The sequence below is a fragment of the Corynebacterium sp. HMSC074E01 genome (assembly GCF_001808885.1).
Classification (GTDB): domain Bacteria; phylum Actinomycetota; class Actinomycetes; order Mycobacteriales; family Mycobacteriaceae; genus Corynebacterium.
Genome location: NZ_KV794821.1, coordinates 120,731 through 142,942, shown reverse-complemented (window position 1 = coordinate 142,942; position 22,212 = coordinate 120,731). Strand labels below are relative to the sequence as shown.

The window sequence follows — 22,212 nt, the reverse complement described above, 5'->3', positions numbered from 1 at the left end:
GTCCACGGCGTGTGGGAGACTACTTACATGACTGAGTCTCCCACCATTGAATATGACGTCGACCGCCTCTCGCGTCGCGCCAGTCTCGTGGGCATTGCCGCCGCCGCTGTAGGTGGCGGCCTTGTTACGTTGATTGGTTTCTTTGCCTTTAAGACGGTCTCCCTCCCGGCGTTCAGTACGTCGATGGTGACCCGCGCGTTGAGCACGGCGGGAACTGCACTCACCGTTCTGCTGGTGGGAGCTCTGTGCGCGTGGTGGGTGATTGGCGCTTCGCCGCGCCCCCGTTGGCGGACGTGGCTCACCACCGCTGTGTGCTACATTTCGCCCGCGCTGCTCACACTAACCAGTATCGGCTTGCCTCTTTCGGCCTCCCGCCTGTGGCTCGACGGTGTCCAAGTCGACCAGGTATTCCGCACCCAATTCCTCACCCGCGCCACAGAGGCCAGCTCTTATGCGGACATGAACTACGAGGGCTTGCCTACCTTCTACCCGCTGGGCTGGTTCTGGATGGGCGGGCGGCTCGCCAACCTTCTCAACATGCCGGGCTGGGAGGTCTACCAACCCTGGAGCCTCATCTCCCTGGCCATGGCCGGGTGCATCCTGGTTCCGCTGTGGCAACGGCTTACCGGATCCCTGCCCGTTGCCACCGCCATTGCCTTGACCACCACGGCGGTGACCCTGACCATCGGTGCTGAGGAGCCCTATTCCGCAGTCATCGCCATGGGTGTCCCAGCGGTCGCCGTCCTGTGTTCGCACGCTTTCTATAGGGCTTCCTGGTTCTCCACCGCCGCAATCGCTATCTACTTGGGAATCTCAGCCTGCTTCTACACGCTGTACACGGGCGCCGTGGCGCTGACCATCGTCAGCCTCATTGCACTCGTCACGTGCGTGGGCGACCGTACGTGGACTCCCCTCGTGCGCCTCGCCGCCATCGCGGCCGGATCCCTGGCCATCGCCGCGATTGCTTGGGCACCGTATCTGCACGCCGTCCTGCACGCCACCGCCCCGCTAGAATCCACCGCGCAGCACTACCTGCCGGAGGAAGGCACCCAAATCCCGGCGCCTTTCCTCTCCTTGTCCGTCATTGGCGCCCTCAGCCTTATTGGCCTGATCTACCTCATCTTGCGCGTTGACGAACCCGAAATCAGAGCCATGGGCACCGCGCTTGTCGGAACCTACCTGTGGACTCTGGCCTCCATGGTCATGACCCTTGCCGGCAGCACGCTGCTGGGCTTCCGCCTGGAGCTTATCGTCGCGGTGCTTTTCGCCACGGCCGGCATTCTCGCGCTGGCCGACGTCCGCCTCATGGGCCTTCCCACGCTTTATCCGGCAGGATTCTCTGAAGCCACCAGCAAGCGCGTGACCCTGGCCTTTGCCATCCTCATGGGGCTTGGCGGTGTTTACTATGCCCAACAGATCCCGGCAACGAACGTGACCGCCTTGGACCACGCTTATACCGATACCGACGGCTACGGGGAACGCGCGGACCGCTACACCAGCGATTCTTCCGCTAATTACGGCAAGATCCGTGAGTTCATTGATGCCCAGGGCTACGAGGCCAATGACACCGTCGTCCTCACGGACGAAAAGCTCTTCATGGCCTATAACCCCTATTACGGTTTCAACGCCTTCACCAGCAACTACGCCAACCCGTTGGGAGAGTTCAGTACCCGCAACCTGCAAATCGAGGAGTGGGCTTCCAAGTCTTGGGAACAGACTCCGGAAGAGTTTGCGAAGTCGCTTGAGTCCGCGCCGTGGCGCGGGCCGGACGTCCTCATCTTCCGCGGCGATCTAGAAGAGCCCGGCGATGGTTATAAGACGCACTTGGCTGAAGACATCTACCCCAACCAGCCCAACGTGCGCTACCGCGCGGTGTTCTTCAACCCGGAGGTCTTTGAGGAAGGGTGGAACACGCAACAAATCGGCCCCTTCATCGTGGCGGCGCGATCTTAAGAAGCCAAGGCGGTGACGTAGACTGATCGCCGTGTCAGATCGGAAAACCTCTTCATTACGTGCACCGCAGTCCCTGCGACTCACCGCCATCATCGCTGGATTCATTGGTTTCCTGTGCTTCGTGGCGACGCCGCTGCTGCCGGTGAACCAGACCCAATCCTCCTTCGATTGGCCCCAGCAGGGCTCCCTGCAGTCCATCAACGCCCCGCTCATCTCGGTGGCGCCGGAAGAAATTGATGCAGAGATCCCCCTGGGAGCCGTCGACAAGCTGCGCGATGGCCAGGACCTGCTCTACGGCACCGTGCCCCCGGAGTCCAAGAAGGCCTCCAACCGCGGCATGTTTGTCCGCGCCGGCGAGGGTGGCCTCTCGGTGACAAGCCTCGATGAGGTCATTTTCTCTCTCACGGCCGAGCAGGTGGCACAGCTGCCAGAGGACGCCACCCTCAGCATCGCCTCCACGGGGGATGGGACCACCGTCTCCGTGGGCAAGCACAAGAAAACCACCGAGGAAGATCTGCGCCCGCAGGTCACCGGCGTCTACACCGAGATCGACGACACTCCGGAGAACCTCGCCGAGCTTGGCGACGACCTCCGCATCCACGTCGAGATCAACTCCCGGTTTACCTCCTCCCCGACACCGCTCAAGCTCATCGCCATGTGGCTGGGCCTGGCCATGGTGGTCATCAGCCTGGTCTGCCTGTGGAGGATTGACCGCCTCGATGGCAAACGCCTTGGCTTCATGCCCGAAACCTGGAAGCAGATCCGCCCGCTCGATGGCGTCGTGGCAGCTGTACTCGGCTGGTGGTATGTCTTCGGCGCCAATACCTCCGATGATGGCTTCATCCTCACCATGGGGCGCGTTTCCGATCACGCGACCTATATGGCGAACTATTACCGCTGGTACGGCGTCCCCGAGGCCCCGTTCGGCGCGCCGTATTACGACCTCGTGGCATGGCTGGCGCAAATCTCCAGCGCCTCCATCATCGTGCGCCTGCCCTCCCTCATCTCGGCGCTCATCATCTGGTTCGTTTTGTCGCGCGAGATGCTCCCGCGCTTCGGTGCCCGCGTGAACGAGCGCCGCCTCGCGCACTGGACCGCCGCGTTCATGTTCCTGGCTTTCTGGCTGCCCTATAACAACGGCGTACGTCCAGAGCCCATCGTGGCCCTCGGTGTCATGCTTACGTGGGCTTCCTTCGAGCGCGCCATCTCCACCCAGCGTCTTCTGCCTGCAGCGGTGGGCACCATCATCGCCACCATCACCCTGGCCGCTGGCCCCACCGGCCTGACCGCGGTAGGCATCTTCTTGGTCTGCCTGCCCGCGCTGTTCCGCATCATGGGCACGCGCGCCCCCGAAGTCACCTGGCCGGCACTCATTGCCCCGTTCCTTGCCTGCGGCACTGCGGTTATGGTTGCCGCCTTCGGGGACCAAACGTTAGCGTCAGTCATCGAATCCACGCGCGTGCGTTCCGCGGTCGGCCCGTCCCTGCCGTGGTACTCCGAGTTCGTCCGCTACTCCACGCTCTTCGAGCCCTCCGTGGATGGCTCCCTGACGCGCCGTTTCGCCATGTTCACCATGCTTTTCTGCTTGGCGCTCATCATCTACGCCTTCATCAAGAACCACCGCGTCGTCGGTGCGGAGGCAGATCCCACCAAGCGCCTGCTGGCCATCATGGCGCTCTCGGCCTTCTTCCTCATGTTCACGCCGACGAAGTGGACGCACCACTTCGGTATCTACGCCGGTATCGCCGGTGTCATCGCCGCGCTGGGCTCGGTGGTCCTTTCCCAGATCGCCATGCGCTCCCCGCGCGCCCGGACCTTCTCCATCGCCGCGGTGATTTTCCTCCTCGCCATCTCCCTGGGTGGCTGGAACGCTTGGTGGTACGTGTCCTCCTTCGGCATCCCGTGGTGGGACCGCACGGTGCAGTTCAAGGCCATCGAGGCCAACACCGTGGTTCTCGCGATCGCCATGGTGGTCCTAGCGATTGGCCTTTACCAATCTCTCGTCCACAGCTACCGCAAGAACAAGGCTGAAGCCGACGGCACCCTCGAGGAATTCGAGGCCGCCAACGCCGCCAAGGTCTCTCGCTGGGCAGGCGCCATGTCCGCACCGATTGCGATGGCCTGCATCCTCATCGTGGCCTTCTCCTGCGCCTCCTTTGCCAAGGGCTACGTGGCCCAGGCGGATTCCTACTCCGTGGGCAAGGGCAACCTGGCATCCCTGCACGGCGATGTCTGCTCGCTGGCAGATGCCACCATGGTGGAAACCAACACCAACGATTCCTTCCTCACTCCGGTCAATGGCGACCTCAAGGATTCGCTGGTTGATGAGGATGAGGACAACTTCGGTTTCGGCCCCAACATGATCAAGGAAGATATTGAGCCGGAGAACCTCAACTCGGCATCAGTAGGCGCCATTGCCAACACCACAGGTGATGACTCGGCTGCGTCCAATGAACAAAAGGAACTCACCGAATCCGAGGAAAAGGCAACCGAAGTCACCGACTCTTCCGCCGGTGGCGTGCGCGGAACCCTAGGCATCAACGGCTCCGAGATGCACCTGCCCTTCAACCTGGATTACACGAAGGTCCCGGTCATGGGCTCCTACGATGAGTCGCAGCGCTCCACCGCTACCATCACCACCCAGTGGTACAACTTGCCGGAGCCGGGAGAAAACACCCCCGTCCTCGCGGTCTCTGCCGCCGGTAAGATTTATCACCACGACGTCAACGGCGTGGAGCAGGAAGGCACCGAGCTCACCTTGGAGTACGGCACCCTCAAGGACGGCAAGGTCACCAACAAGGGTGAGGCCGAGCTTTCCGACGTCGGCGCGACCCCCAAATGGCGCAACCTCCGCATTGCTCTGGACGAGCTCCCAGAGGAGGCCAACGTTGTGCGCCTCGTTGCGGTAGACGATTCCACCGATGAAGACGACTGGATGGCGTTTACCCCGCCGCGCGTCCCGGAGCTTGCCACCATCAACTCCCAGTTCGATTCCTCTACCCCGGCACTCCTCGACTGGTCCGTGGCCCTGCAGTTCCCCTGCCAGCGCACCTTCGACCACTACGCCGGCGTGACCGAGATCCCGCAGTTCCGCATTCTTCCCGACGCCGCCGCACAGACCTCCCTCACGGACTTCCAGTCCTTCTCCGGTGGTGGTGCGCTGGCAACCGCGGAGGCAGTGAACTACTCCTATGAGATCCCGAGCTACCTCAACAACGATTGGGCGCGCGACTGGGGCTCCATTGAAAAGTATGAGCTGCGCACCAACTCCCGCGGCGAGGCCCCGCTCGAGGCGGACATCGACCAGGAAATCATCCAGCGCTCCGGACTGTGGAAGAACTCCGAGATGAAGATTCGCCCGGAGGGTGAGCAGTAGGGATTAGAGAAACTCGGCCGAATCTTTAATGCGCTGACGCGCCACGGTCGGGGTCGAAATACGGTGCATGGACACATACTCCGCAGTCTGTGCACCGGGGATCTCCACGCGCTCAGCAATCTCGTCCTGCGCCGCGGTCTGGACCAAGATGTCAGAATACAGCCCCGGCAGCTTCTCAACATCGAGGACGTAGTCGCCGCGGATCTCCTCCGGCAGCTTGGCCAGCGCGCCGAAGTCGGGGAAGGTGAGGAGGAGGGCGTCGGCAGGCACCAGCGCTGCGAGCGCCCCACCGGAGGAATATCCCCACACCGTCACGCGGTTGGCCCCATGGTCGCGCGCATAATCGACGGCCGCCTGAACCGACTGGACCATCTCCGCCACGGTGCGCTCCGGCGCCAACGGATAATCGACGTCAATGATCGTCGTGCCCGACAACTGCGCTGCGGCAGCAACTTCGGGCCGCCATTGCATTTCTAGTGCCTTGCCGTCACCGCGCCACCAGCCGCCGGAGTGCAGCGACACTGCCCAGCGGCCATTCGGCTCTGAAGGAACAAAAATCGCTCCCACCTCAGAGTCCTCAACGCTCACGCCTTCCGTAAAGGCGGTGCCGGGCAGCGAGTGATCCACTGCGGAGCCCAGCACCATCATGGAGGCTTGCACGATGCGGTCCGGAAGCAGCGCACAATAGCGGTCCGCATCCGGCGAACCTCCACCAGCCCACGGCGGGCGGAAATCCGGCAGCGGGTAGTGCACCTCCATGTAGGAGGAGAGCTGCTCGAGCTGTTGTTCAGGGCTTAGCTGGCGACCCTGGCCGCCGATATTCCACTCACTCATGGCCCCCAAGAGTACTACCAGATGGTGACGCGCTCCTCCGGTGCAAGACCACCCTCGACATCAAAAGCCTCGTAGAATTCATCGATGTTCTCGGCGATGATGTTGCAGCGGAACTCTGCCGGCGAGTGCGGGTCAATGGCCAAATACTGCGTGGCCATCTCCGGACGGATGGCAGTACGCCACACGCGCGCCCACGCCAGGAAGAAGCGCTGCAGACCGGTGTACTCGTGCTCTGCCAATTCCGGCTCAGCGCCCTCGGCCTCAAACGGCGCGACCTGGCCGTTGATGTCCAGGCCCTTGTCGGCGCAGTAGTTCTTGTAGGCCACCACGGCAATGCCCAATCCGCCCAAGTCACCGATGTTCTCACCCAGGGTGAAGCTGCCGTTGACGCCTGCGGAATCAGTGCCCTCCAGCACCTTCGGCACCTGCCCCTGGAACTGGTCCACCAGCTTCGCGGTCAACTTCTCGAAGGCCACGCGGTCCTCATCCGTCCACCAAGAGTTGAGGTTACCCTGGCCGTCGTACTGCGAGCCCTGGTCATCAAAACCGTGGCCAATCTCGTGACCAATCACCGCACCGATAGCACCGAAGTTCTCCGCGGCGTCCGCCTCAGGATTGTAGAACGGCGGGCGCAGAATCGCTGCCGGGAAGGTGATGTCATTGACCACTGGATTATAAAAAGCATTGACCGTTTGCGGGGTGGCGAACCATTCATCGCGGTCCGCCGGCTTACCAATCTTGGCCAGTTCATAATCGTGGTTCCACGCATTACCCGCGCGCACATTGGCCACCAAGTCCGCGCCCTTCGGTGAAAACTCCAGGTCAGAATAGTCACGCCAGGTATCTGGATAACCGATTTTAGCCTTGAACTGGGCGAGCTTCTCCAGCGCGCGCTCGCGGGTAGCCGGGGTCATCCACTCCAGCTGCGAAATCCTCTCACGATAAGCGGCGGTAAGGTACTCCACCAGCTCATCCATCTCGGACTTCGAGGAGGGCGGGAAGTGCTTGTCCACGAAAACCTTGCCGATCTCCTGTCCCACCATGTTTTCCGCCAAGCCCACGGCGCGCTTCCAGCGATCACGCTGCTCCGTGGCGCCCGAAAGCTTGGTTCCGTAGAACTCGAAATTCTTCTTACCGATCTCCTCAGTAAGGTACGGCGCGCGCGACAGCAGAATGTGCCACGTCGCCCACAGCTGCCAATCCGCCATACGGCCGGCGGTAAACAGGCCCTCGAGGTGCTCAAAATAAGATGGCATCATAGCCACCACACGGTGCTCGGGCAGTCCCCCACCCTGCAGGATGGCGCGGGTGATGCTGGGCAGCTTGGCGACGTCCACCGGGTTATACGTCTTCACCGCATCACGCGAGGCCACCACGTCCCAGTGGCCGGCCGCGATTTCCTTCTCTAGGTTTACGATGCGCGTTGCGGCCGCATCCGCACCCAGCCCGAAGAGGCGCGCGGGATCTAAGAATTCAAGCATCGCCGCAACGTGCTTCTCGTAGGCCTCGAGCGTCTGCGCGTGAGCTTCCTCGCGGTAATAAGCCTCATCCGGCAGACCTAAACCGGACTGAATAATGTAGGCCACCGCCTCCTCGGCGCCGGAGTCCTTTTCTACCCAGAAGGTAACCGGGGCGCCGACGCCCTCGCGCTCCAGCACTCCCAGGTTATGTGCCAGCTCCTCCGGGTCCGCCGCCACCAGCTTGTCCAGATCCTCGGAAAGCGGTGCCGTTCCCGCAGCATTAACTCCTTCAACGTCCATGTGGGAGGAATACACGATCCCTGGGCGGCCCGTGTCTTCCTTAACGATGTCGTGGACGAGTTCCTCGGCTTCGTCGCGAAGCGCGTGAAAAGTCCCGTCGACACCGCGATCGTCGGGAATAACGTGGGACTCGATCCAAGGGCCATTAACAAACTGATACAGATCCTTCATGCACTTCACTCTATGTCAGATGTACCCATTAGTGTGGTGTGCATGACTTCTTATCGTTTCCCGCCAGCGAAGATGACGGGGCCGTTTTTCGCTGTGCTTGGGGTGACCCTCCTCGTGCTCGGCACGCCCGCCGTCCTCAGCTTGGCGCTGCCGGACCACGATCCTGAAACCGAGCCTGTTGTCCTCGACGATCCTGAGTGGCGTCAGCCTATCGACGGCGTCGAATGCAGCGTGAACTACGATTCCGTGGCCAACCAGGCGTGGGATTGCGGCGATACCTTGGTCGAGGCCTACCTCACCTCTGATGTCGACGATGACGAGCTGGCCCTGCGCCGAGCTGTGCGCGCCACGACCTTCGGGTCGATGCCGAAAGAAGAAGTAGAAAACCAAGACGGCATCCTCGTACTGCGAACGTATACATACATCCCGGTCGTTGCCTTTAGCGTGGCCAAGGACGATCTCAACTACGAGCTCGTCTTTTCAGACGGAAACCCAGAAGAAATCGCCGATCAGTTTATGGAGGCCTTCAAGTGAGCAAGATCTTCCGCGTGGCGCTGTGGGTCTTCATTGGCGTGTGCCTACCCGCAGCTCTGATCAATCTGTTGGGTTCCTTTATCGTTGCCCCGCTGCCGGGCCTGATAAGCCTGCTCATCGGACTAGCCTTCCTCGCACTGGGTCTATACCTGTGGCATCTCAGCCCAATGTGGGCGTCACCGGCCAAGGGCTGGGCTACAGCCAGCGTGTTGTGGGGAGCCGGCACCGCGGTGTCTTTGGCTCTCCTCTCCGCGCTTCCGTTCACCTCCCTCACCAAAGGAGTGGGCTGGGAGGAATCCATGATGTCCTGGTCCGGCGCTTATCCGGAGGAGTTCGCCAAGGCGCTGGGCGTGGTCTTTGTGTTGCTCAGCTTCCGCCAGCTCAACCGACCTTGGCATGGGTTTATCGTCGGTGCGCTTGTGGGCTGGGCTTTCGATGTTTTTGAGAACATCCTCTACGTTTCCCTCGGCGCCGTGATGCACCCGACGTCTGATTGGATCGGCATGCTGCAGATGTGGGGACTCCGCCTTGTGGCAGGCCCAGGCCTGCACATGTCACTGACGGCCATCGCGGGTTTCGGCATCGGCTGGGCCATTTACGCTGCCCATAAAACCTGGTGGTGGCGTCTCGGCGTAGGCGTAGGAGCGCTCTTTGCTTCCTTCTGTCTCCACTTTGCATGGAACTACATGTGGGATGAGACGTGGCAGTTGGTCACGCAGTATATTGTCGTCGCACTCATCCTCTACCCCACCGTCATCACTCTAGGGATTCGGGCCCACCGTCTGGCTAAGACGGATGATACCTACTCGCACTCGCCCGGCCTCGCCAGCCTGCAGTGATTTAGTCGAGGTGCCCCGCCAAGGGTATTTTCACAATGGCTACGCTTAGCATGCCTGCGAAGAGCTCGGCACCGCCCGCTTTAGTTCCGCACACGCTCGATCGCGCGCGTCCTGTAGAGGCGTCGGCAAGCCAGGCACCTGCGGTGCAACCTCCACTGCTCCCAGCACATCCCCCGTGAGATCCGCAGGGGATCCATAGGTATTAGCCGCCACGCTATATCCAGGACCGAAAGAAGCACTAGCGTGAACCTGACGGTTATCCGACCACCCGAATTTCGTTCCAATGATGCCCGGGATGCGTGCGGTGCCAAAGTCCTGGCGGTAGCCGTCTGATGCTACAGGCGCCGCCGTCGCCATGCCCTTCATGAGCGGCGCGGCAACCGGATCGCCAGATATCGCCCCTATGAAGCGAGTGAGATCCTCCGTCGACGTCGTAGTATTTCCCCAATAACCATTGTGGTGAGTCTCCCCCAGTCGATACTCCCCGATGATGGAGGGAATGGCCTGTGGGTACTTCCGCTCCAAGTCGCTGGCGGTGCCGTCCTCAGAAAAACGAATCATGTTCTCCACCCGTGCCTTATCCTCCGATGCGCCATATTTCAGCACCCACATACCGAGATACAGCTTCGCCAGGGAAAGCGCGGGGCGGGACTCGTGGCTATTCCCAGTGGAAACTGAATTTCCATCGGCGTAGCGCACGGTCATCTGGGTGCGTGGTGGGACTTTTCCAGGATCGAACGTCAGAGCCTGGGCAGTAGGCGCGGTGGTGGCCGCCAGTGCAAGGCCAACAATAAAGGAGCGAGACTTAAACACTTGTATAGATTAACTCAAGTCACAGCTTTAACAGCCCTAATTGGAGCTTTAACGCCCTAAACCCCTACTGGAAGTCTCGAATGTTCGTTTCATCCAGCTCTTATCCCACAGAGAGCGTGGAGCATCAGTTTTCCCATTTACCCCTTTAATCACAACTTCCTTCCGCGGTATGGACTCCCCCAGAGATACCGAATAAGCTCTTACTTCGAAAGGGATTTCGAACGGTGGGGGTTCGTCCCTTCGCAGTAACTCGACCAATAGTAGGGGGTTGAAGTGTCTTCCACTTCAGACGTTGTTGTTTCCTATTTTTCTCATTCCAATCCGAGCGACCCAGTATGTATGAAAGGTAAAGACATACGCCAAGCAGACTACGAGTTCTGGTCTAGCGTCCTTCCCGCCTTGGACGAAGACTCAGACACAGCGTGTATGCGCCTTGGGCTCAAGACCGGCAAAACGGCCGGGGCAGTTGCTCACATAGTCATGGGGATTTACCGCCTTAGAGAACTCCCCCAGCTCAAAGCCCTGCAAGATGCTTATTATTTGCTGGACCTGCCTGCCTTGATTGCCATTGACCAGGTCATGGCTAAGCTGGGTCAGCCTTCCCCAGAGGTAGTAGCTGCCATTGATACTTCGTTGGCCCGTTGGTTCACTCCGACGAAGCCCAACCAGGCGTTTCCCAGCACCTCGCAGATTCGCCGCCGCATGCGTGATCTGGTCAAGGTTCATGATGACTCCATCGCGGTGGAAGATACACGCCCGAAGAACCGGTATTCCATACTCACGCGCGCCCAGCGCGCCACCATCGAACTAGAAGTTGACAGCAGCATCGGGGTCATTATTCATGAGGCTATTAAAGCAGCGGCCGAAAAGCATGAGGTGTCGATGGCCGAAGCACTCATCCTTCTCGTCACTGGGAAAGTAGAGCCAGAAGCAGCCCGCGTAGTACTCCACGCCTATCAAGCTAGTGATGTCGCGGATGCACCAGTATATGTAGAAGGTCATGGCTGGCAGCTAGGCAATATCCCCGCGCAGGCCGAAACAAAAAGGGATTTGAGCACTAAGCCGGAAGCCTCTCAAAGCTACGGACCAAGCACGATGGTACGCAAATACGTTGAGGGCCGCGATGGCACCTGTCGTGCAGCTGGTTGCGGAATGCCTGCGTGGCTATGTCAGTTGGACCACCGTATTAACTACGCCGATGGCGGGCCAACGCACCCAGACAACATGGTCGCGCTATGCCAGCATCACCACAACATGAAGACCGACGGACGGGCCTTTTATATTTTGGACCCGGATACCGGGGATGTGGTCTGGCTTTTTGAGGATGGGACGTGGGCAATCACCGAACCTTCCGGACCACTAGCCCCTAAGAACAAGCGTTGGGCGCGAAGTGTGGCACAAGATATTGAGGAATTCCGCGCCCGGAAACACCGTGAGGCCCAAGAACTTAAAACTGAGCTAGACAAAGAACAACAAGAAGCCGTAAACCACGCACATACAGAAAAGGCAGAGAACAAGGGATCTGAAGGCGGAGAGGAGATCCCCTTCTAAGAAAGGTCCGTCGTTTAAAACGACGAAGGGATCGTCGTCTACCCCATGTCGACTAGAAGAACTCCACCAATGATCAGCGCGACCCCTAAGACCTTAAACCAGGTGAAAGGCTCACGGAAAAGCATGAAGGACAAAAGAGCAGTAAGCGCTACGCCCGAGGCAGTCCAAATTCCATAGGCCACGCCTAGCGGTATGCCCTGCCGAAGCGCCAACGACAAGAAAGCATAAGAGGACACATAGGCCACGACGACCCACGCCACCCATGCCTTCTGGCCGTGAACGGCCAGCATGCGCAGGCCCAAAGTGCCAGCAACTTCGATGAGGATGGCAAGGGATAACCAGATCATGTCTCCACTTCCACGAGCGTTGTCTTCGGCGCCCGGCCGCCCATCTCTACGCAAACTACGCCGACGATGATGCAGCCCATGCCCACCAGCATGAGCGGCGTGAGCTGTTCGCCAAAAAGGTATGCGGACAGCCCTGCGGTAAGCACCACTCCGGTTGCGCCCCAAATCCCATAGGCCACACCCACGTGCATGCCACAGCGCAACACTTGGTGCAGGGCGGAAAAAGCGACGACGTAACCCGCCACCACCACGATATAGACCGCAGGGTACTCCAGCGCCACTTTGAGGCTTAGTGTCGCCAACACCTCACTGAAGATGGCGATGCTCAAAAAGAGCCAAGCGCGCACTTTCACCCTCCCAGATCCGCCGCATCCAGCCCGCACTCAGAGAGCACCACGCGGTCACCGCGGTGCGGGATTCCTTCTTCATCCCAATGGGCCTGGGCGGCAGAGGTGTGGGCGCGGCCGGTACTGTTGACCACCCGCCACCAGGGCAGATCCGCGCTTTTCGACATTACCCAACCCACATACCGCGGGCCGACCCCTGCCACTTTTGCAATCTCTCCGTAGGTGGAGACATTGCCAAGAGGTATGCGGAGAACTACCTCCGTGACTCTAGAGCTCGATGGGTTCTTCGGGGGCATCCTCGACCTCACACAAGGTAAGTGCCGCGCCCGTGGAATCCTCAATCAAGCACAGGCGGCCGAATGGCGAATCGTGGGGCTCGCGGATAATCTGCCCACCATTGTCCGTAACAGCCTTCGCTGCCTGGTCAATATCCCGCACACCCAAGTAGGTTTGCCAAAAGCTCGGCAAACCTTCCGCGTGCCAGAATCCAGCGAAGGCAGCGCCTTCTTCCTCCGCAACCGCGTAATGCTCATCGCCGCGGATTTCCCAATCGAAGAGCTCGCCATAAAAGTCCAGCGCGGAGTGGAAATCATCCGAGACCGTCAGCTCGTGCCACACCGGTGTGCCAGGCTCACCACCGGCGACAAAGCGGTCGAGCTCCGGCTGCGTCAAACCAAACATGGCACCGGACTTATCGAGTACGAGCGCCAGCGGGGCACCTAAAGCGAGGATTTTTCCGCCGAGTTGTTCAACCCGGGCGCAGTCGGCTTCCAAGTCGCGGGAGAGGAAGTAGGTAGCCCAGGTGTCCTGACCCGGAACAATTTCTGCGATGGGAAGGCCCTGCAGCCGAGCAATGCCATCTTCGAATTCCCAGCCCAGCACGGCCGAGTAAAACTTCTCGGAGGCTTTCACATCAGAGCTGGCCAGGGTAATCCAGTAGGGCATTCCTACTTCTGCTTCAAATGCAGGCATTAAAGGTTCCTCCACTTCTCCGGGTCGAAGTCATCATCGGCGGTGGCTTCATCAAAATAATCGTCGTCGTCTTCGACGACGCGGGCGCAGGTGTCGGAGACGCAGATGACGTCGCCAAGCGCCAGCGTTGCTCCGCGCTGCTTAGTCACCTCCCCATTGACGGTGACCTGCCCCTGCTCGATGAGTTCTTTGGCCTCACCCCCGGTGGCGACCAAGGAGGCCAGTTTGAGGAACTGGCCGAGCTTAATGGATTCTCCCTTAATTGAGACTTCTAGCATGTTGACCAGCATACCCAGCTCAAAGCGCAAGAACTCCCTCTGCCAGAATGATGATGCCAAGCAGGGCAAACACGACTCCGCTGAAGATATCTACCCCGGCGGAATTCTTTGCCATCCACTTCGCCACCGCACGGGTGCACAACGCAACGCCGACGAAAATGATGAGGCTTTCAATAATCAACACAGAGCCAACCGTGGCATTCGCGCTCAATCCCATGCCCGGATCGATGAAGTTGGCGAAAATAGCGCCGAAGAAGATGAGTACCTTGGGATTAGAAAGATCGCTGACTAGGCCCATGCGGTACGCCGTGCCGAGTCTGATGATGCCGTCCGGGGTAAACCCGCGCGGTTGCGGATTGATGGTTGCTGGAGCACGACGCTCTTTGATGCCGCTGCTTATTGCAGAAAATGCCATCCACAGCAGATAGCTGCCGCCGGCAACCTGCAGCGCCACCAGGATTTCCGGATGCGCCGAAATCAATGCGGTAAGCCCCGCTAGCGAAGCAACGGTCCACAGCATCAAGCCGGTGGTGCTACCGATTGCGGCCCACACCGCCGCGCGCGTAGAGCGTGCGCCCAAACGAATAATCTGCACCACGTCTGGCCCCGGCGAAGCCATCGCCGCGAACCACACACCCATCAAGGCCACTATGGCGCTGAAAGCCACCTAACACCCCCATACTCACATGCACTATTACTAACGCATGCCACTATAAGAGGCGTCTCACCTGCAGCGAAACAGGTAATTTAGCTTTGCGTACGCGGCTTAATGGTCATGGTGTCGATGTTGACGTGCTCCGGCAGCGAGGCCACCCAACGCACAGCCTCAGCGATGTCTTCCGCGGTGAGGTTGAGTTCGCCGTCATACACCTGTGCGGCACGATCGGTGTCGCCCCGAAAACGATTCAGGGAAAATTCTTCCGTGGCTACACGGCCGGGGTCGAGCTCGGTGACACGAACGCCGTGCTCCTCGATACGTAATGCACGAGAAATCACGCGGACGCCATGCTTGGCGGCGTTGTAGCCGGAGCCGCCCTCGTAGACGTTCCACCCGGCAACGGAGCCCATGTTAATAATGAGTCCGCCCTGCAGTTTCGGCATGAGGGCTTGGATCATGCGGACAGTGCCGAGGACGTTGACGTCATACATCCACTGCCAATCCTCGATGGTGGTCTCCACGAGGGGCTCCAGGCCCTTCGCGCCACCGGCGTTGTTGACCAAGAGGTCAACGCGGTCGAGGTGGGAAACGAATTCGGCTACGGATTCGTCCGAAGTGACGTCGAGGGCATAGGCCTCGCCGCCGATGTCGTTCGCGAGGGCCTCAAGGCGCTCCACGCGCCGCGCGCCGACGACGACATGCCAGCCGTCAGCCGCCAACGCTCTTGCCGACGCCTCCCCAATCCCCGAGGACGCTCCTGTAACGACTGCTACTTTTTCCATGCGCCCTAGGATAGGGCTTCTTCCAGCTCGGCGCAGATGTTTTCGACGATCCCGACCTTGAAATCAGCCGGGGTGAAGGTGCCATCCTTCATGTCGGTATTCAGCGAGATATCCAGCTGGGTGCGCAGCTGCTTCATAGAGAAGTTCGCCATGATGAGGCGCCACGCCTCTACCGCGCGGATGCCGCCGCTGAAGCTGTAGCCCACGTAAGCAATCGGCTTGGCCACCCACTCGGCACCGAGGGAATCGACGGCGTTCTTGAAAGCGCCCGGCACGGAGTGGTTGTACTCCGGGGTGACGAAGATAAAGGCATCACAGGAATCGATAGCATCGGACCAGGCCTGCACATTCGGGTCCTCATAGTTTTTGTTTGCCGCCATAGGAACAACGGAGGAGGTGAGGATCGGGACATCGAAAGCCTTAAGGTCGATGAGCTCGTAGTCCACGTCGCGGCCCTGAGCGAGGTCGGTGACCCACTGGGCGATGGCCAGCCCGGCGCGGTCGTCGCGGGTAGAGCCGAGGATGATGCCGATTTTCGCCATAGATATACCTTTCACATTTTGTTAACGTGTCAACGTCTGAGCCTACGCCGATATGCCGACGCAATCGACATTTCCACCCCAACATGTCTATTCTTTTGCCATGTCACAGGAGAACTTGGCGGATCGCGGATCCTTTGAACGCATGACCAGCGGGCAGTGGTTCATGCCCGGTGTCAACGAGGAGGTCAGCACCGAACATCGACGCGGCTTCCTGCTGGTCAAGGAGCTCAATGAGCTGCACAACACCAATCCAGAGCGCGCGAGGGAGATCTTGCGGGAGCTGTTTTCGCCGGAGTCCGAGGTTCCCGGGCTGCACGTCCCGCTCAACTTGGAGTATGGCTGCAATGTGACCATCGGAAAAGGCGTCTTCATCAACTTTGGTGCGACGATCCTGGCACAGGCGCCTGTAACCCTCGGGGACCACGTCATGATTGGTCCGAACTGCTCGCTTATTACCGTGGGGCATCCTGTCAACGATCATGAGATGCGGGCAGAAGGTTGGGAGATTGCGAAGCCTATCAGCGTCGGCGATAACACGTGGTTTGGTGCCAATGTCACTGTGTTGCCGGGCGTGACAATCGGCAAGAACTGCGTCGTGGGAGCAGGCACACTGGTGACTAAGGATATCCCCGATAACTCGCTGGTCCTGGGCTCACCGGGGCGTGTGGTACGCACGCTGGAGGGCAACGAGGATAGGTGGGAGCGCCACGATCTCGATGTTTGATCTCAAGGCGATCGGCACAGGACTTCCCGTCCTGGAAACCATTGATTCTCTGCCTTCCGCCGGTCACGTCGTAGTCCAGGCTCCGCCCGGCACGGGTAAGACCACGCTCGTTCCGCCGGCGCTGGCTAACCAAGTAGAGGGCAAGGTTCTCGTTACCGCGCCGCGCCGCGTAGCTGTGCGTGCGGCGGCAAACCGCCTTCAGGAGTTGTCAGGCCAGCGCATCGGCTATGCGGTACGCGGTGATTCCCGCAAAGGCGCAGACGTCGAGTTTGTTACCCCCGGCGTGCTGTTGCGCCGACTGTTGCGGGATCCGGAACTTGAAGGGATTTCCGCCGTGGCCATCGACGAGGTTCATGAACGCCAGCTCGATACCGATCTGGTACTGGGCATGTGCTTGGAGTTGGCGCAGCTCCGCGATGATTTTCGGGTTATTGCCATGTCCGCGACTGTCGACGCCTCCCGCTTCTCCCAGCTCATGGGAGGGGCTCCGATCCATTCCACTGAGGCGGTAACGTACCCGCTCAGCCTCTCCTATGAACCGATTCCAGGACGTGCCGCGGGCGATCGGGACTTTTGGAAAGGCGTGGCCAAGGTTGCCGCGCGGCAGCACGAGTCCACGCTGGTCTTTGTGCCGGGTGTACGCGAGGTCAACCTGGTGTGTGATGCCTTGAGCGGCCACAACGTTTTTCCGCTCCACGGCCGCCAGACCACGCAGGAGCAGGACGCTGCGCTCTACACCAGAGAGCAGCGCATCGTGGTAGCGACGTCCATCGCAGAATCTTCACTGACCGTGCCGGGTGTACGCACCGTCATCGATGCCGGGTTGTCCCGCGTGCCCAAGCGGGATGCGCAGCGCGGGATGAGTGGGTTGGTGACGGTGTCGACGTCGAAAAGCAGCGCCGATCAACGCGCCGGACGTGCCGGACGTGAGGCGCCCGGTACCGTCGTCCGCTGCTATTCACAGGAGGACTACCAGCACTTTTCTCCGCACGTGATTCCAGAGATCCTTTCCGCGGACCTCACGCAGGCGGCGCTGTTCATGGACTGTTGGGGCGCGGGACCGGACTTCCCGTTGCTTGATCAACCGCCGAAGGCTGCGCTTGCCGACGCCCACCGCACCCTAGATCTGCTCGATGCTGGCGAAGAGCTGGCGCTGCTGCCGACGCACCCACGGTGGGGCGCGGCACTGTTGAAGTACGGCGCGGGGGCAGCACAGACGATTGCCCGGCTGGATGATTCGGATCCGAAGCGGCTGGCCCGCTTGGTGCCCAACAAAGGTCCGGTGGACCCAGGCGTGGTGGTCGCTAGCGCCTTCCCGGAGTTCGTGGCTAAGCGCGTGGGTGACAAGGAGTTTTTGCTCGCCAGCGGTACGCGTGCGCAGTTTCTCGAGAATGGCCACGACTGGTTGGCGGTGGCGGAGGTGTCGTTGGCGCAATCCGGTAACGCCATCATTCGTGAAGCAGTGCCCATCGCGGAGAAGGATGCGCTCGAAATCATCGGCGTGACGGAGGAAACCCGAGCTTTTCTCGACGGCTCCAAGGTCCGCGGCGTGCGCGTGCGTGCGGCAGGTGCCATCGTGTTGTCGGAGACGCCAGTGAAGGTCTCCGGCGATGAAGCAGTGGAGGCGCTCCGCAACTCCGGACAGGGTTTAAACCTGTTTCACTTCAACGACAAGGCCCAGAACCTGCGGGAACGTATGCGGCATCTGCATAAAGCATACGGTGCGCCCTGGCCAGACGTGGACAGCGATGACCTGAGCTGGCTGGAGCCGGAGCTGCATGAGTTGGCGATTGGCGGGCGCCCAGACATGTATCCAGCGCTGCAGCGTCTGCTGCCGTGGCCCGAAGCTAGCCGCTTGGATGAGCTCGCACCGGAACGTTTGCCAGTTCCGTCCGGACGTGCTGCGAGGATCGATTGGTCCGGCGAGCGCCCAGTGGTCTCCATCAAGTTGCAGGAGTGTTTCGGATTGGCGGAGTCTCCCGAATACTGCGGCCACCGAGTGCAATTCCATCTACTGTCCCCCGCCGGCCGGCCGCTCGCCGTCACCGATGATCTAGCGAGCTTCTGGTCCGGGCCTTATGCCGGTGTGCGCGCGGACATGCGCGGGCGCTACCCCAAGCACCCGTGGCCGGAGGATCCGTGGATTGCGGTGGCCACCGCAAAGACGAAGAACAGGATTTAACCCCACTGCTGCCAAGCCAGGTACACGCTCATCACCACGACGAGCGTGAGGAGTGCATAACGGATGAGCTTCGCACCGCCGCCGAGCACTGTTCGCGCGCCCAGTTGCGCGCCAATGATATTTGCTGCTGCGAGAACTAAGGCGAGGCCCCACACCACGTGGCCGCCCACGATGAAGACCACGAGCGCGCCAACGTTGGTGCACGTGTTGACCACCTTGGACATCGCGGCGGAGGTAAGGAAGTTCTGGGAAAAGATGGCGGTGAAGGCCATGATGAGGAACATACCGGTGCCGGGGCCAAAGATGCCGTCGTAGAAGGCAATGGCTGCTACAGCGGCTAACCCTGCCCACGTGCGCCAGCCGCCGCGGATACCGTCTCCTTCGCCGCTGCCGAAGTCTGGGCGAAAGGCCACGAAGAGGCCGACTGCCACCATGAGCACGATGATGACCGGCCGCATGACGTCCTTGTCCATGAGTGCGGCTGCTGCAGCGCCGAGCCCGGAGCATAGGAGGGCGATAAGGCCCATACGGATGAGCTCGCCCTTCGGTGGGCGCACCTTCTTGACCAGTGTGATGGCAGCAGAGGCCGTTCCAGAGACCGCCGCCACCTTGTTCGTGGCCAGGGCGGTGGCGGGAGCAAGCTGGGGTGCGACCGCCAGGATGAGCGGAATGAGCACGAGCCCGCCGCCGCCAATGACGGCATCGATCCATCCGGCCACGGCAGCGCCAATGGTGAGTATCGCCCAACCGCTTAATCCGAAATCCATGTCCATCATTAAACTCGATTCCATGTCTGTTCGTACGAGATGGGTCATCGTGGCCCCGGGGTCTGCAGCACTCGGGGCATTATTTAGCTACCTTCACGTACCCGCAGCCTGGATCCTCGGCGCCATCGTGGTCTCGGGTGCCATGGCCTTGACGACGGGCAAAGAACTCGCCGTTAATAAGCACTTCTATTCTGTCGCCCGCGGATTCATCGGAATGATGGCCGGCATACCACTAACCCTGGTTCCTGCCTCCACGCTCATTGGCTTTGTGCCGGCCGCGGTGACGATGTCACTCATAACTGTTTTAATCGGCGTCGCCGGCGGCGTGCTGCTACACCGCTCACAGCCGAAGGATATTTCCTGGGAAACGGGCATTTTATCCATGCTGCCCGGCGGAGCCTCACTCATGCCCGCGCTGGCTAGCGAGCTGGGTGCTGACTACCGCTACGTGGCGCTGACGCAATACCTGCGCCTTCTGGCGGTCTCGGTATCGCTGCCTTTGGTGGTCTCCTTGTTAGACGCCCCCGCGGGCAAGGGCGTGGACATGAGCGTTGACGGCGAGATCACGTGGTGGATCGTGCTGCTGACCCTCGCCATCGCTGTGGTTGGTGAAAAGCTGGGCAAGCTGGTGCGTTTGCCCGCTGCTGCTGTATTGGGGCCGCTCATCTTGACGGTGCTGGTCGCTCAGGTTATTCCAGCCGGCCACACTTTGGAGCCGCTCTACGTGTTCAAAATCATGGCGTTTATGTCCATCGGCTGGGTCTGCGGTGGTGGGCTGTCGGTACCGGCACTGCGGGCCTTCGCCAAGCAGCTGCCGGCGACGATCCTCTTTATCATTGTCGTGATCGGCGTGTGCGCACTGACCGCCCTGCCTTTGACCGCATGGCTGGACATCACCTACTTCGAGGCTTACCTCGCCACCTCCCCCGGCGCACTGGAGACGGTGCTTGCGCTGTCTGCGGAAGGCGGGGCGGGCCCCACCGTGGTAGCCGTGCAGATTATCCGGCTCATCATCGTGCTGGTTATCGCCGGCTACCTGCCGCAGATTTTGCGGCTATTCCGCCGCTAGTCCAGGATGGTCTCGCGCAGAATCGACATCGGCACCGAGCCTAGGGCCAACGCCTGGGAGTGGAAGTCACGTACGTCCATCCCTTGTTCAACTGCGGCGTCGCGGGTCTGCTGCCACAGGCGCTGGCCCAGGGCATAAGACGGCGCCTGGCCCGGCCAACCCAGGTAGCGGGTGACCTCGAAGGAGAGGTTGGCGTCATCCATCGCGGTGTTTTCACGCATGAAGGTCTTGACGTGGGACTTGTCCCAGACGCCGGACGCGGTGCAATCCGGAAGGGCTTTACCCAGGTGAAGTCCGATGTCGACCACGACGCGGGCGGCGCGGAAGCGTTGGGCGTCGAGAAGCCCCATGCGGAAGCCCGGATCATCCATGTATCCCAGCTCCGCCATGAGGGCTTCTGCATAGAGCGCCCAGCCCTCACCGTGGCCAGAGTTCCACGTCACCGCACGGCGCCATAGGTTGAGATCCGGCTGGGTCAGCGCGGCGCCAATCTGCAGATGGTGGCCCGGCGCGCCCTCATGGTGGACGGTGGTTAGTTCCTGCCAGGTGTGGAAAAGCTCCTGACCAGCGGGTACGGACCACCACATGCGGCCGGGGCGGGAGAAGTCATCAGACGGCGAGGTGTAGAAGATGCCGCCGGTGCCTGCCGGGTCGATGCAACACTCGATTTCTTTAACGGCCTCCGGGATGTCGAAGGCGTTGCCGTCAAGGTCCTTGATCACGCGGTCCGCGGTGGACTGCATCCACTCCACTAACGCGTCGGTGCCGTGCAGCTGGTAGCGCTCTTCCTCGTTGAGCTTGCGCATGGCCGCGCGCACGGTGGCGTCGGAGCCATAGAGCTCGTGGGCGATTTTTTCTTGTTCCGCCTTGATGGAGCGCACTTGGTCCATGCCCCACTCATAGGCCTCATCGAGGTCCACAACATCGCCGACGAAGAGCCTGGAGAAGCGCTCGTAGCGCTCGCGGCCCACCGCATCCTGCGATGGAGCCTGCGGCTGGAGCTCGTTAGAGAGCCAATCGGCGAATTCGCCGAAGGCTTCCTTGGCCGCGTCCACCTCTGGGCCCTCAACGCCAAGGTCCTCGAGCATGGAGCCGGCGTCGGCAAGCCGCTCGCATTGCACGAAGACATCGGAGATCTGGCGCTGCGGCGCCACCATGCCACGCGAGGCCGCCTCGGTAAGGGACTCCTTGTAGCCGTTGAGCGAGGTTGCTACCTTCGACAGGCGCGAACGCAGTGCATCAAGCTGCTCCGGGGTGTCCTTCGGCATGAGCATGAGGGTGTCGCGGATAGTCTGCACCGGGGAGGCAATGTTGTTAAGGCAGCGGATGTCCTCACCGGCATGGTGCAGGTCAAGATCCAGGCAGAGACGGTCGCGCAAGACGGCGGCGGTGACGTAGTCAACTTCATCGAAGTCATCGTCATCATCAGACTCGTCGGTGGTGTCATCGAGGGCATCGAGATCCGCCATCATCTCACGAGTGCGATCCGCCACTGAGGAGTAGTACTCCGGGGAGAAATCTTCCAACTCACCGTCGAAGCCGGGAATTCCCCACGCGGTGGCATCGGTGGGCGTGAGCTGCGCGAGGTCGTGGACGAAGTTATCGCACGACGCGTCCAGCAGCGAAGGCTGGCGCTCTGCGTTCTGGTCAAAACTCATAAGGGCGAAGTCTAACGAAGATCCAGGGGTTTGGGCCAACCCAGCGCCGCCTTAT

21 protein-coding genes are annotated in these 22,212 nt (G+C 60.7%); 8 read left to right on the top strand and 13 right to left on the bottom strand.

Annotated elements, in window-relative coordinates; genetic code table 11:
* The first annotated feature begins 27 nt into the window (after nt 1-27).
* Together HMPREF2537_RS01795 and HMPREF2537_RS01790 are read left to right on the top strand one after the other, a co-directional pair.
* A complete protein-coding gene (locus tag HMPREF2537_RS01795; protein WP_070525062.1) occupies nt 28-1,953 on the top strand; it encodes a galactan 5-O-arabinofuranosyltransferase in 1,926 nt (641 codons plus the stop codon).
* Between the two features lie 31 nt (nt 1,954-1,984).
* Nucleotides 1,985-5,329 (top strand): arabinosyltransferase domain-containing protein, encoded by a 3,345-nt coding sequence (locus HMPREF2537_RS01790; protein ID WP_070525060.1) that lies wholly within the window; start codon nt 1,985-1,987, stop codon nt 5,327-5,329.
* A gap of 3 nt (nt 5,330-5,332) precedes the next feature.
* On the opposite strand, the gene HMPREF2537_RS01785 is transcribed toward HMPREF2537_RS01790, so the two are convergent.
* Both HMPREF2537_RS01785 and HMPREF2537_RS01780 read right to left on the bottom strand, forming a co-directional pair.
* Nucleotides 5,333-6,163: an alpha/beta hydrolase gene (locus HMPREF2537_RS01785; RefSeq protein WP_070525058.1), complete on the bottom strand. Its 831-nt coding sequence runs from the start codon at nt 6,161-6,163 to the stop codon at nt 5,333-5,335.
* Nucleotides 6,164-6,177: 14 nt separating this feature from the next.
* Nucleotides 6,178-8,094 (bottom strand): M13 family metallopeptidase, encoded by a 1,917-nt coding sequence (locus HMPREF2537_RS01780; protein WP_070525056.1) that lies wholly within the window; start codon nt 8,092-8,094, stop codon nt 6,178-6,180.
* Between the two features lie 42 nt (nt 8,095-8,136).
* Between HMPREF2537_RS01780 and HMPREF2537_RS01775 the strand changes: the two genes are divergently transcribed.
* Both HMPREF2537_RS01775 and HMPREF2537_RS01770 read left to right on the top strand, forming a co-directional pair.
* On the top strand, nt 8,137-8,628 hold the full coding sequence (locus tag HMPREF2537_RS01775) for a hypothetical protein (RefSeq protein ID WP_070520291.1): 492 nt from the start codon (nt 8,137-8,139) through the stop codon (nt 8,626-8,628).
* Complete coding sequence (locus tag HMPREF2537_RS01770; RefSeq protein WP_070525054.1) at nt 8,625-9,467, top strand: PrsW family intramembrane metalloprotease; 843 nt, start codon at nt 8,625-8,627, stop codon at nt 9,465-9,467. Before HMPREF2537_RS01775 ends, HMPREF2537_RS01770 begins: the two co-directional genes overlap by 4 nt.
* A 45-nt stretch (nt 9,468-9,512) precedes the next feature.
* On the opposite strand, the gene HMPREF2537_RS01765 is transcribed toward HMPREF2537_RS01770, so the two are convergent.
* Nucleotides 9,513-10,280, bottom strand: coding sequence for a hypothetical protein (locus HMPREF2537_RS01765; RefSeq protein WP_143342288.1), 768 nt, complete (start codon nt 10,278-10,280; stop codon nt 9,513-9,515).
* A gap of 273 nt (nt 10,281-10,553) precedes the next feature.
* Here HMPREF2537_RS01765 and HMPREF2537_RS01760 point away from each other — a divergent pair, with 273 nt between their 5' ends.
* Entirely contained in the window at nt 10,554-11,831 is a 1,278-nt protein-coding gene (locus tag HMPREF2537_RS01760; protein ID WP_070525051.1) for an HNH endonuclease signature motif containing protein, read from the top strand.
* A gap of 38 nt (nt 11,832-11,869) precedes the next feature.
* On the opposite strand, the gene HMPREF2537_RS01755 is transcribed toward HMPREF2537_RS01760, so the two are convergent.
* The 8 genes from HMPREF2537_RS01755 to HMPREF2537_RS01720 form a co-directional block, all read right to left on the bottom strand.
* A complete protein-coding gene (locus HMPREF2537_RS01755; RefSeq protein WP_070525049.1) occupies nt 11,870-12,178 on the bottom strand; it encodes a DMT family transporter in 309 nt (102 codons plus the stop codon).
* Entirely contained in the window at nt 12,175-12,525 is a 351-nt protein-coding gene (locus tag HMPREF2537_RS01750) for a DMT family transporter (RefSeq protein WP_070525048.1), read from the bottom strand. The genes HMPREF2537_RS01755 and HMPREF2537_RS01750 overlap by 4 nt, the downstream gene beginning before the upstream one ends.
* 2 nt (nt 12,526-12,527) lie before the next feature.
* Complete coding sequence (locus HMPREF2537_RS01745; protein ID WP_070525046.1) at nt 12,528-12,821, bottom strand: MGMT family protein; 294 nt, start codon at nt 12,819-12,821, stop codon at nt 12,528-12,530.
* Nucleotides 12,793-13,497, bottom strand: a complete 705-nt coding sequence (locus HMPREF2537_RS01740) for a VOC family protein (protein ID WP_070525044.1) — start codon at nt 13,495-13,497, stop codon at nt 12,793-12,795. Before HMPREF2537_RS01740 ends, HMPREF2537_RS01745 begins: the two co-directional genes overlap by 29 nt.
* A complete protein-coding gene (locus HMPREF2537_RS01735; protein WP_046648682.1) occupies nt 13,497-13,775 on the bottom strand; it encodes an RNA-binding S4 domain-containing protein in 279 nt (92 codons plus the stop codon). The genes HMPREF2537_RS01740 and HMPREF2537_RS01735 overlap by 1 nt, the downstream gene beginning before the upstream one ends.
* A gap of 19 nt (nt 13,776-13,794) precedes the next feature.
* Nucleotides 13,795-14,442 carry a LysE family translocator gene (locus tag HMPREF2537_RS01730; protein ID WP_083298938.1) on the bottom strand — a complete coding sequence of 216 codons (648 nt, stop codon included), beginning with the start codon at nt 14,440-14,442 and terminating at the stop codon, nt 13,795-13,797.
* Between the two features lie 80 nt (nt 14,443-14,522).
* Complete coding sequence (locus tag HMPREF2537_RS01725) at nt 14,523-15,215, bottom strand: SDR family oxidoreductase (protein WP_070525040.1); 693 nt, start codon at nt 15,213-15,215, stop codon at nt 14,523-14,525.
* Between the two features lie 5 nt (nt 15,216-15,220).
* Entirely contained in the window at nt 15,221-15,757 is a 537-nt protein-coding gene (locus HMPREF2537_RS01720) for an NADPH-dependent FMN reductase (protein WP_070525038.1), read from the bottom strand.
* A 100-nt stretch (nt 15,758-15,857) separates the two neighbouring features.
* Here HMPREF2537_RS01720 and HMPREF2537_RS01715 point away from each other — a divergent pair, with 100 nt between their 5' ends.
* Both HMPREF2537_RS01715 and HMPREF2537_RS01710 read left to right on the top strand, forming a co-directional pair.
* Nucleotides 15,858-16,481 carry a sugar O-acetyltransferase gene (locus HMPREF2537_RS01715; RefSeq protein WP_070525036.1) on the top strand — a complete coding sequence of 208 codons (624 nt, stop codon included), beginning with the start codon at nt 15,858-15,860 and terminating at the stop codon, nt 16,479-16,481.
* Nucleotides 16,474-18,663, top strand: coding sequence for an ATP-dependent RNA helicase (locus HMPREF2537_RS01710; RefSeq protein ID WP_070525035.1), 2,190 nt, complete (start codon nt 16,474-16,476; stop codon nt 18,661-18,663). The genes HMPREF2537_RS01715 and HMPREF2537_RS01710 overlap by 8 nt, the downstream gene beginning before the upstream one ends.
* On the opposite strand, the gene HMPREF2537_RS01705 is transcribed toward HMPREF2537_RS01710, so the two are convergent.
* On the bottom strand, nt 18,660-19,436 hold the full coding sequence (locus HMPREF2537_RS01705; RefSeq protein WP_371326365.1) for a TSUP family transporter: 777 nt from the start codon (nt 19,434-19,436) through the stop codon (nt 18,660-18,662). The genes HMPREF2537_RS01710 and HMPREF2537_RS01705 overlap by 4 nt on opposite strands.
* A gap of 16 nt (nt 19,437-19,452) precedes the next feature.
* Here HMPREF2537_RS01705 and HMPREF2537_RS01700 point away from each other — a divergent pair, with 16 nt between their 5' ends.
* Entirely contained in the window at nt 19,453-20,499 is a 1,047-nt protein-coding gene (locus HMPREF2537_RS01700) for an AbrB family transcriptional regulator (protein ID WP_246820183.1), read from the top strand.
* On the opposite strand, the gene HMPREF2537_RS01695 is transcribed toward HMPREF2537_RS01700, so the two are convergent.
* The gene (locus HMPREF2537_RS01695) at nt 20,496-22,157 is read right to left on the bottom strand and encodes a DUF885 domain-containing protein (RefSeq protein ID WP_070525031.1); all 1,662 of its coding nucleotides are present in this window, start codon (nt 22,155-22,157) and stop codon (nt 20,496-20,498) included. The two genes, HMPREF2537_RS01700 and HMPREF2537_RS01695, sit on opposite strands and share 4 nt — an antisense overlap.
* Nucleotides 22,158-22,212: the final 55 nt, after the last annotated feature.

Bases quoted from the DNA above. Each gene is read 5' to 3' on its own strand.
- HMPREF2537_RS01710 (WP_070525035.1), top strand. From the start codon at position 16,474: ATGTTTGATCTCAAGGCGATCGGCACAGGACTTCCCGTCCTGGAAACC.
- HMPREF2537_RS01795 (WP_070525062.1), top strand. From the start codon at position 28: ATGACTGAGTCTCCCACCATTGAATATGACGTCGACCGCCTCTCGCGT.
- HMPREF2537_RS01780 (WP_070525056.1), bottom strand. From the start codon at position 8,094: ATGAAGGATCTGTATCAGTTTGTTAATGGCCCTTGGATCGAGTCCCAC.
- HMPREF2537_RS01740 (WP_070525044.1), bottom strand. From the start codon at position 13,497: ATGCCTGCATTTGAAGCAGAAGTAGGAATGCCCTACTGGATTACCCTG.
- HMPREF2537_RS01755 (WP_070525049.1), bottom strand. From the start codon at position 12,178: ATGATCTGGTTATCCCTTGCCATCCTCATCGAAGTTGCTGGCACTTTG.
- HMPREF2537_RS01705 (WP_371326365.1), bottom strand. From the start codon at position 19,436: ATGGACATGGATTTCGGATTAAGCGGTTGGGCGATACTCACCATTGGC.
- HMPREF2537_RS01785 (WP_070525058.1), bottom strand. From the start codon at position 6,163: ATGAGTGAGTGGAATATCGGCGGCCAGGGTCGCCAGCTAAGCCCTGAA.
- HMPREF2537_RS01715 (WP_070525036.1), top strand. From the start codon at position 15,858: ATGTCACAGGAGAACTTGGCGGATCGCGGATCCTTTGAACGCATGACC.
- HMPREF2537_RS01720 (WP_070525038.1), bottom strand. From the start codon at position 15,757: ATGGCGAAAATCGGCATCATCCTCGGCTCTACCCGCGACGACCGCGCC.
- HMPREF2537_RS01735 (WP_046648682.1), bottom strand. From the start codon at position 13,775: ATGCTAGAAGTCTCAATTAAGGGAGAATCCATTAAGCTCGGCCAGTTC.
- HMPREF2537_RS01725 (WP_070525040.1), bottom strand. From the start codon at position 15,215: ATGGAAAAAGTAGCAGTCGTTACAGGAGCGTCCTCGGGGATTGGGGAG.
- HMPREF2537_RS01745 (WP_070525046.1), bottom strand. From the start codon at position 12,821: ATGCCCCCGAAGAACCCATCGAGCTCTAGAGTCACGGAGGTAGTTCTC.
- HMPREF2537_RS01700 (WP_246820183.1), top strand. From the start codon at position 19,453: ATGTCTGTTCGTACGAGATGGGTCATCGTGGCCCCGGGGTCTGCAGCA.
- HMPREF2537_RS01775 (WP_070520291.1), top strand. From the start codon at position 8,137: ATGACTTCTTATCGTTTCCCGCCAGCGAAGATGACGGGGCCGTTTTTC.
- HMPREF2537_RS01695 (WP_070525031.1), bottom strand. From the start codon at position 22,157: ATGAGTTTTGACCAGAACGCAGAGCGCCAGCCTTCGCTGCTGGACGCG.